9 protein-coding genes are annotated in these 9,173 nt (G+C 62.6%); all 9 read right to left on the bottom strand.

Annotated elements, in window-relative coordinates:
* The coding region (locus tag AC1DWI_RS06010) for a DUF4442 domain-containing protein (protein WP_477724533.1) at positions 1-388 on the bottom strand (388 nt) is incomplete at its 3' end.
* A gap of 109 nt (positions 389-497) precedes the next feature.
* A complete protein-coding gene (locus AC1DWI_RS06005) occupies positions 498-2,924 on the bottom strand; it encodes a 3-hydroxyacyl-CoA dehydrogenase/enoyl-CoA hydratase family protein (RefSeq protein ID WP_477724532.1) in 2,427 nt (808 codons plus the stop codon).
* A 2-nt stretch (positions 2,925-2,926) separates the two neighbouring features.
* On the bottom strand, positions 2,927-3,811 hold the full coding sequence (locus AC1DWI_RS06000; RefSeq protein ID WP_477668471.1) for an alpha/beta hydrolase family protein: 885 nt from the start codon (positions 3,809-3,811) through the stop codon (positions 2,927-2,929).
* A 24-nt stretch (positions 3,812-3,835) separates the two neighbouring features.
* Entirely contained in the window at positions 3,836-4,270 is a 435-nt protein-coding gene (locus AC1DWI_RS05995) for a DUF2147 domain-containing protein (protein WP_477668472.1), read from the bottom strand.
* Between the two features lie 29 nt (positions 4,271-4,299).
* Positions 4,300-6,096: an acyl-CoA dehydrogenase C-terminal domain-containing protein gene (locus tag AC1DWI_RS05990; RefSeq protein WP_477668473.1), complete on the bottom strand. Its 1,797-nt coding sequence runs from the start codon at positions 6,094-6,096 to the stop codon at positions 4,300-4,302.
* A 16-nt stretch (positions 6,097-6,112) separates the two neighbouring features.
* The gene (locus AC1DWI_RS05985; RefSeq protein WP_477724531.1) at positions 6,113-6,832 is read right to left on the bottom strand and encodes a TetR/AcrR family transcriptional regulator; all 720 of its coding nucleotides are present in this window, start codon (positions 6,830-6,832) and stop codon (positions 6,113-6,115) included.
* Positions 6,833-7,085: 253 nt separating this feature from the next.
* Positions 7,086-7,934, bottom strand: a complete 849-nt coding sequence (locus tag AC1DWI_RS05980) for a fumarylacetoacetate hydrolase family protein (RefSeq protein WP_477668474.1) — start codon at positions 7,932-7,934, stop codon at positions 7,086-7,088.
* A 23-nt stretch (positions 7,935-7,957) separates the two neighbouring features.
* A complete protein-coding gene (locus AC1DWI_RS05975) occupies positions 7,958-8,704 on the bottom strand; it encodes an SDR family NAD(P)-dependent oxidoreductase (protein WP_477668475.1) in 747 nt (248 codons plus the stop codon).
* On the bottom strand, positions 8,701-9,173 hold a 473-nt coding region (locus AC1DWI_RS05970; protein ID WP_477724530.1), incomplete at its 5' end, for an SDR family oxidoreductase. The genes AC1DWI_RS05975 and AC1DWI_RS05970, both read right to left, overlap by 4 nt.

Here is a 9,173-nt window from a genome sequence, read left to right as displayed (position 1 = left end):
GCATGGCCGCGCGCTGCTCGTCGCTCAACGTGGCCACGGCGCGCAGAGCGCCAGTGGCGCGCTTCTTGAACGCCATCTTCAGCTCCTTGGCCAGCGGAATGCAGTCGTCGCGCACATTCATGCCCACCACCATGCCGGTGGCGGTTTCGGCCAGCAAGTTCATGGCCGAGGCATGCACGCCGCCTATGTGGTTCTGCACCTTCTTCTCGTTCCTGATGCCGATCTCGACCCGGCCCGTGCCCATTTCGATGAAGTCCAGGCCGGCGGTGCCGGTGAATGGCACAGCGCGGCGCAGCACCACGCTGCGGAACCAGCCCCGGGCAAACGCCGGTACTTCCTCAAGCCGCTGCAGTTGCCGCGCCAGGCGGTTGGGTTGTTGGTCGTTCATGAACTTCTCCCGGCCAGCAAACGCCGCGGAACCGGCTTTGCCGGGCCGCAGGCGTTGCCCCCTGCAAGGGGGAAAGGCGCTACACGCAGTGAGTGTCCGATGGGGGTGTTCAYCAGTTTCTGACGGGCTTGCCCGTACTCATCATGCCCATGATCCGCTCTTGCGTTTTCGGGTGTTCGAGCAGCGAGCAGAAGGCCTTACGCTCCAGCGTCATCAAATACTCTTCCGTCACCAGCGTGCCGGCATCGACATCACCGCCGCAGACCACACCCGCGATCAGGCTGGCGATATGGAAGTCATGCGCGCTGATGAAGCCGCCGTCGCGCATATTGACCAGCTGGCCCTTGATGGTGGCCAGGCCGCTGCGGCCCACCACCGGGAACTGGCGCTTGTGCGGCGCGCGGTAGCCCGAATTGAACAGTGCGCGCGCCTCGTTGAGCGCCACGAACAGCAGCTCGTCCTTGTTCGGCACGATCACGTCGCTGTCGAGCAGGTACCCGATCTTGCGGCTTTCGATGGCACTGGTGCCCACCTTGGCCATCGCGGCGGCCGTGAAGCCTTCGGTGAGGAAGGGCAGGATGTCCTTGTTGGTTGAAGTGCTCGCGTTCTCGGCGGCACGGCGGGCAATGTAGGCCAGGCCACCGGCGCCGGGCACCAGGCCCACGCCGACTTCGACGAGGCCGATATAGCTTTCCATCGCAGCCACGCGTTTGGCCGAATACACTGCCATTTCGCAACCGCCGCCCAGCGCCAGGCCGCGGATCGCCGACACCACGGGAACCGCCGCGTAGCGCAGCTTGAGCATCACGTTCTGCAGTTCGGCCTCGGCCCCTTCAATCGCCTTGGCGCCGCCCATCATGAAGGCGGGCAGCATGGCCTGCAGGTCGGCGCCGGCCGAGAACATCTCGTCGTTGGACCAGATCACCATGCCCTTGTAGCTTTTCTCGGCCAGGTCCACACCCATCGCCAGACCTTCGGCCACGTCCGGGCTGATGGCGTGCATCTTGGTCTTGATGCTGGCGATCAGTACGTCGCCTACTTCACCATTGACGCCGTCCAGCGTCCAGAGGCGGATCGCGTCGTCTTCATGCAGCGTGGTACCTGCCGTCTCAAAAGCAGGCGCCTTGGCGCCGAGCACGTCTTCGGGGAAGAACTGGCGCTCATAGACCGGCAGCTTGCGGCGCGGGATGAATTTTTGGGCCGAGGCGCTCCACGAGCCTTCGGCCGTGTGCACGCCACCGGCGTCGGCCACCGGGCCCTTGAACACCCAATCCGGCAGCGGCGCTTTGGACAGCGCCTTGCCGGCGTCAATGTCTTCCTGGATCCAGGTGGCGACCTGCTTCCAGCCGGCCTGTTGCCACAACTCGAAGGGGCCTTGCTTGGAACCAAAACCCCAGCGCATGGCGAAGTCGATGTCGCGCGCGGTTTCGGCAAYGGTTTCAAGGTGCACGGCAGCGTAGTGGAACTGGTCGCGCAGGATGGCCCAGAGGAAACGCGCTTCCGCGCCTTCGGCTTCGCGCAAGAGTTTGAGGCGCTCGCCCGCAGGTTTTTTCAGCATGCGGCCGACGACTTCATTGGCCTTGGCGCCGGCGGGCACGTATTCCATGCTCTCGGGGTCCAGGCGCAGGATGTCGCGGCCCTGTTTTTTGTAGAAGCCGGCGCCGGTCTTCTGGCCCAGGCTTTTCGACTCGAGCAGCTTGGCCAGCACAGGCGGCGTGCCGTAGACGTCGGAGAACGGATCTTCCACCTTGCCGGGGCCAAGGTTGTCTTGCAGCGTCTTGATGACGTGGGCCATGGTGTCCAGGCCCACCACGTCGGCGGTGCGGAAGGTGCCGGAGCTCGCGCGGCCCAGCTTCTTGCCGGTCAGGTCGTCGACCACGTCGTAGCTGAGCTTGAAGGTCTCGGCTTCCTTGATGGTGGCCAGCATGCTGGCAATGCCCACGCGGTTGGCGATGAAGTTGGGCGTGTCGTGGGCACGGATCACGCCCTTTCCCAGCGCGCTGGTGACAAACGCTTCCAGGTCGTCCAGCACCTTGGGTTCGGTGGTCGGCGTGTTGATCAGCTCCACCAGCGTCATGTAGCGCGGCGGGTTGAAGAAGTGAATGCCGCAAAAGCGCGGCTTGATGGATTCAGGCAGCGCCTCGCTGAGCTTGGTGATCGACAGGCCCGAGGTGTTGCTGGCCACGATGGCGCCTTCGGCAATGAAGGGCGCGATCTTGTGGTACAGGTCGGTCTTCCAGTCCATGCGCTCGGCAATCGCCTCGATGATGAGGTCGCACTCCCTGAGCAGCTCCATGTTCTCTTCGTAGTTGGCCTGCTGGATCAGCGCCGCGTCTTCGGGCACACCCAGCGGCGCTGGCTTGAGCTTCTTGAGGCCTTCGACCGCCTTGATGACGATACCGTTCTTCGGGCCGTCCTTGGCCGCAAGGTCGAACAGTACCACCGGCACCTTGACGTTGACCAGATGGGCGGCAATCTGCGCGCCCATGACACCGGCACCGAGGACGGCGACTTTTTTGACTTGGAATCGGGACATGGTTAAGACCTGGTTGAGGGAATCTGGTTGAAAAATTCAAGCACGGCGCTCCAGTAGCGCTGTGGCTCGTCGCGCATGCCGTGGGTGTGGTCGGCGCGTTCGAGGATCAGGCGCTGGATGCGTTCAGGCCGTGAAGCAGCCTGCTGCAAGGCATCGCCGAAATGCACCGGCGTCCAGCGGTCGCCCCGGCTGTGGATCAGCAGCACGTCCACGTCGCGCATGTTGGCAAGGTGGTGTACGGGCCGCAGGCGCAACTCGCCTTGCGGGTTAATGCGCCGGCTGATGTTGAGCACGGCATGGGCAAAAGGATAAGCTTTCCAGAAATCGGGCAGCGAGGGCGCGCAAGCTTCAGCCACCACCTTGTCGTAAGGAAAATCCGCTTCGTCAATCGCACTCAGCGTGTTGATCGCGCCGAAAGACGCCGTCAGCGCATGCACCGGCAGCCCGGCAAAAGCGCCACGTGCCCAGGAGCCCACCGATATCACGTCACCGGGGTAATCGAAGTTGGTCGACGGGCTTTCACCAAAGCCGTTGAAGTCGAAAGCCACCACATGAAAGCCCGCATCGAGCAGCGCCTGGGCATGGCCGTGGCGCAGCCAAAAACCCTTGCAGGCAAAACCCATGGGATGGGCGCACACCACCACGCCGCGCGCCGGAAACGGCGTGCGCGCGACGATGGCCTCCAGCCGGCTCGTGCTGCGGCTCGCAATCTGTATCCGCTCCCAGCCTTCTTGCGGCACTTCCGCGGGCCAGCGCCAGGGTTTCATGAAGCGGCCGAAAAACGGCTTCTTGAGCAGGTGATGCCCCCACCAGCGGCGCGCGGCCGGCGGAGTGCTGCCACCGGCACCGAAAGGCAGTGACCGCAAGCGGGAAATCGCTTCACCCATGGCTTGCCCTGACTTTCTGCATGCTCATTGCACCCGAACCCAGGTTTGGGTGCGGCCAAAAGGCCCGATAGAGCCGCGGACTTCCATCTTCTTGCCGCCTTCAATCGGGGTCATCTTGAGCGAATAGCTCTTGCCGTTGTCCGGGTCGAGGATCTTGCCGCCTTCCCAGACGTCGCTGTCCGGCGATTTTTTGGCGCCACGAATGATTTCAAGGCCCAGCCGGGGCTTGTCCTTGCGGTCATCCGAGCATTCGGTGCAAACGTCGTCAGGTTTGACGCCGGGAGACAGGCGCTTTTCGACTTTGCCGTTGAGCACACCGCCGGCTTCAGCGATGCGGATTTCGACTTTGGGGTCGCCAGTTTTTTCGTCGAAGCCGCGCCACAAACCGACCGGCGTGTTCTGTGCCAGCGCCGGGATGGCAACCAGGCCCAGAACGATCATCAGCAATTTTCTTTTCATGGTGTCTCCCGTTGATCTGTGAAAAAAGCTCAGGCCAGCGCTTCGTCGGTCTCCATCAGCGACTTGCTGCCCGTGCGTGCCGTGCGCATCAGCGTCGCGGTTTCGGGGAAGAGCTTGGCGAAGTAAAAGCGCGCAGTTTGCAGCTTGGCCACATAGAACTTGTCGGTGTTGCCGACGGCGATTTCGCGCAGCGCGGTTTGCGCCATCAGGGCCCAGAAGTAGCCGAACACCAGGTGGCCGGCCACGCGCAGGTAGTCGACGGCGGCGGCGCCCACTTCGTCGGGGTTCTGGAAGCCCTTGAAGCCCAGCTCGGTGGTGAACTTGGTCATCTGGTCAGCCAGGTAAGCCAGCGGGTTGATGAACTCGGCCATCTTCTCGTTGACGCCTTCTTCGGCAATGAGCGCACCAATCACCTTGCCGAATTTCTTCAGCGTCGCGCCGTTGTTGCCCAGCACCTTGCGGCCCAGCAGGTCCAGCGACTGGACGGTGTTGGTGCCTTCGTAAATCATGTTGATGCGGTTGTCGCGCACAAACTGTTCCATGCCCCACTCTTTGATGAAGCCGTGACCGCCGAAGACCTGCATGCAGGCGTTGGTGGAGATGTGGCCGTTGTCGGTCAGGAAGGCCTTGACGATGGGCGTGAGCAGTGCGACGATTTCGCCGGAATCCTTGCGCACTTTTTCGTCGGGGTGGTGCAGTTCCTTGTCGAGCAGCAGCGTGCAGTAAATCGCCAGCGCGCGGCCGCCCTCGGCATAGGCCTTGGCCGTCAGCAGCATCTTGCGCACGTCAGGGTGCACGATGATCGGGTCGGCCGGTTTGTCTTTGGCTTTGACGCCGGACAGTGAACGCATCTGGATGCGGTCTTTGGCGTAAGCCAGTGCATTCTGGAAGGCTACTTCGGTCAGGCCCAGCGACTGGTTGCCCACGCCCAGGCGGGCGGCGTTCATCATGACGAACATCGCGGCCAGGCCCTTGTTGGGCGCGCCCACCATGGTGCCGACAGCGTCTTCGAGCACCATCTGCGCGGTGGCGTTGCCGTGGATGCCCATCTTGTGCTCCAGGCCGCCACAGTAAATGCCATTGCGCGAACCAAGAGCGCCATCTTTGCCGATGTTGAACTTGGGCACGGCGAAGAGACTGATGCCTTTGCTGCCCTGGGGTGCGTCAGGCAGGCGGGCCAGCACCAGGTGCACGATGTTGGCGGCCATGTCGTGTTCACCGGCACTGATGAAGATCTTGTTGCCGGTGAGGCGGTAGGTGCCGTCAGGCTGCGGCTCGGCCTTGGTGCGCAACAGGCCCAGGTCGGTGCCGCAATGCGGCTCGGTCAGGCACATGGTGCCTGTCCATTCGCCGCTGGTGAGCTTGGGCAGGTAGAGTTTTTTCTGCTCGTCAGTGCCGTGGGCATGCAGGGCTTCATACGCGCCGTGCGACAGGCCGGGGTACATGGTCCAGGCCTGGTTGGCCGAGTTGAGCATTTCGTAGAGGCACTGGTTCAGCACAAACGGCAGGCCTTGGCCGCCATATTCCGGGTCGCAGCTCAGCGCGGCCCAGCCGCCTTCGACGTACTGCGCGTAGGCTTCCTTGAAGCCCTTGGGCGGCGTGACTTCGTGCGTGGTCTTGTCGAGCTTGCAGCCCTCTTCGTCGCCGCTGATGTTCAGCGGAAAGGTCACCTCGGCGGCGAATTTGCCGGCTTCTTCGAGTACCGCGTTGATGGTGTCGACGTCGACGTCCGCGTGCTTGGGAATGGCCTTGAATTCATCGGTGACCTTGAGCACCTCGTGCATGACGAATTGCATGTCGCGCAGGGGCGGGCTGTACTGGGGCATGGTGGATTCCTTTTGCTTAAACTGGTTTGGAAGGGGAAGCCTTGCCGGAAGCTTTCTTCGGCAAGGTGGAAAGGGGGGCGTCGCTGCCATAGCGCGCCAGAATGTTGGCAAAGCCGGTATTGGCGCGGTCCATGGAACCCGGTGTCTTGAGAAAGCGGGCTTCGTAATGCAGCGCCAGGATCAGGCCGTGGATTTCAAACGCCATCTGGTGCTCGTCAGCGTCAGCATGCAGGTGACCGGCCTCTTTGGCCTGCACCACGGCGCGGTACATGGCCGCCAGCCAGGTGCGCACCGAACCCGCCAGCGCGTCGCGCACCGGTCCGGGCCTGTCGTCAAATTCAACGGCGCCGCTGATGTACAGGCAGCCCGAATCGATTTCAAGCGAGGTGCGTTTCATCCAGTTATGAAACAGCGCCGCCAGACGAGGCAAGCCGCGCGGCTGCTGCAGGGCAGGGAAGAAAACCTCTTCTTCAAAGCGCACGTGGTATTCACGGATGACGGAGATCTGCAGCTCTTCGCGCGAGCCAAAATGGGCGAACACGCCCGACTTGCTCATGCGCATGACCTCAGCCAGCGCGCCTATGCTCAGGCCTTCCAGCCCGATCTGTGTGGCCAGGCCCAGGGCGGCGTCCACAATGGCGGCCTTGGTCTGCTGGCCTTTTTGCTGGCTTTTGGCCACGGCGCTGCCCGTTGCCKGGGCGCGGGAGGCTTTAGCGGGAAGTTCTGTGATGGCCATGAGGTGCTACAAAATAAAACGAACGGTCGTTCTATTTTGCAACACTTTGATGACCATCAGCAAGCAGGGGTTGTTTAGCCCCTGCTTATAGGGACCCAGTTCTAACGCCAGGGAGGGTAACTACCTAGCCCTTCAGTGACGTAACCCAATGAAGGTATTTCACCAGTGGGGGCCGCGGGTCCGGCTTCGCCGGCCCCAGGCACCGCCCCCTGGAAGGGGGGAGCAGGCTACACGAAGTGAGCCTGAACGGGGGTTACTTTTTATACGCCACCACCACCTGGTGCTGCTCACCCAGGCCTTCGATGCCCAGGGAGATTTTGTCGCCCTTCTTCAGGTACACAGGCGGCTTCATGCCCAGGCCCACGCCGGGCGGTGTGCCKGTGGTGATGACGTCGCCGGGCTCCAGCGTCATGAACTGGCTGACGTAGCTGACGATCTTGGCGACGCTGAAGATCATGGTCTTGGTGTTGCCYTTTTGMACGCGCTTGCCGTTCACCTCSAGCCACAGGCCCAGYTTTTGCGGGTTGGGCACTTCGTCACGCGTGACCAGCCAGGGGCCGAGCGGGCCGAAGGTGTCGCAACCTTTGCCCTTGTCCCAGGTGCCGCCGCGCTCAATCTGGAACTCGCGCTCGCTCACGTCGTTGATGGTGCAGTAGCCGGCCACGTAGTCGAGCGCCTCCTTTTGCGACACGTAACGCGCGGTCTTGCCGATGATCACGCCAAGCTCGACTTCCCAGTCGGTCTTGACCGAGCCCTTGGGCAGCATGATGGGATCGTTCGGGCCCTGGATGCAGCTGGTGGCCTTCATGAAAACCACCGGCTCGGCGGGAATCGGCAAGCCCGATTCGGCCGCATGGTCGGCGTAGTTCAGGCCGATGGCGATGAACTTGGGCACGCCATTGACCGGGCTGCCGTAGCGCGGCGAGCCTTTGACCAGCGGCAGCTTGTCGGCCTTGAGCTTGCGCAGTTTGGCAATCGCCGCATCGCCAAGCTGATCCGGGCCGATGTCCTTGATGACAGCGCTCAGGTCGCGCAGCTTGCCATTGGCATCAATAAGGCCGGGCTTTTCCTTGCCGGGGTTGCCATAGCGAACGAGTTTCATGGTTTTTCCTTCTGGTTAATGATTCAGTATGTAGAACGTCCGCCCGACAGATCGAAAACGGCGCCGGTTGAGAACGAGCAATCTTCAGTGCACAGCCAGCCAACCATGGCGGCTACCTCATCAGGCGTTCCGAAGCGGCCCATGGGGATTTTAGAAAGCATGAACTGTATGAACTCGGGCGTCATCTGCTCAAAAATCGGCGTTTTCACCGCGGCCGGTGTGATGCAATTGACGCGTACACCGGTATCGGCGAGTTCCTTGCCGAGGGATTTTGTCAGGGCGATCACCGCGGCCTTGCTCGCGCTGTAGGCGCTGGCATTCGGGTTGCCCTCCTTGCCGGCCACCGAGGCAATATTGACGATGCGGCCATAGTTGCGCGCACGCATGTGCGGCACGAGTTCACGGCAGCAGAAGAACAGGCCGTTGAGGTTGACCTGCTGCACCTGCATCCATTGCTCGGGCGGGTAGTCCCACAGCTTGACGTTGGGGCCGGTGATGCCGGCCGAGTTGACAAGCGCATCGATGGCCGGGTTATGCGCAACGGTTTGCTGGACCGCGTCCACCACGCTGGCATGGCTGGCCACATCGACGGCCACGGTATGCACCCCGGCGCCCAGCGCGCCCCTGGCCGCGGCCAGTGCCTCGGGGTTGATGTCCCACAGCGTCACCGTGCCGCCCGACGCCAGCATGCGCTGAGCCACGGCAAAACCCAGGCCGACCGCACCACCGGTGATGACCGCATGGCGCCCTTTCAGGTCCAGCTGGTTCATATGGTGATGCCGCCGTCCACGTTGTAGGCCTGGCCGGTCACGAAAGCAGCCTCGTCGCTGGCCAGAAAGACCACCAGCGGCGCAATTTCATGTGCCTGGGCCAGGCGCCCGAGCGGCTGGCGTGCGATGAAGGCCTTGCGGGCCGCCACGGGATCCTCGTTGGCATTGATACGGTCCTGCAGCGAAGGCGTGTCTACCGTACCAGGGCAAATTGCATTGCAGCGCACGCCATCGGCCACAAAGTCGGCCGCGACGCTTTTGGTGAGGCCAATCACGGCCGCCTTGGTGGTGCCATACACAAACCGGTTGGGCAGGCCTTTGATGCTGCTGCAGACGCTGGCCATGTTGACAATGCTGCCGCCCTTTTTTGCCTGCATGCCGGGCAGCACGGCCTGGATCATCCAGAACTGKGCCCGCACGTTGAGGTTGAAGGCGAACTCAAGGTCGGCATCGGTGGCCTGCAGGGCTG

The sequence above is a fragment of the Polaromonas sp. P3_C2 genome (assembly GCF_056402675.1).
This window is presented reverse-complemented; position numbering and strand designations above follow the sequence as displayed.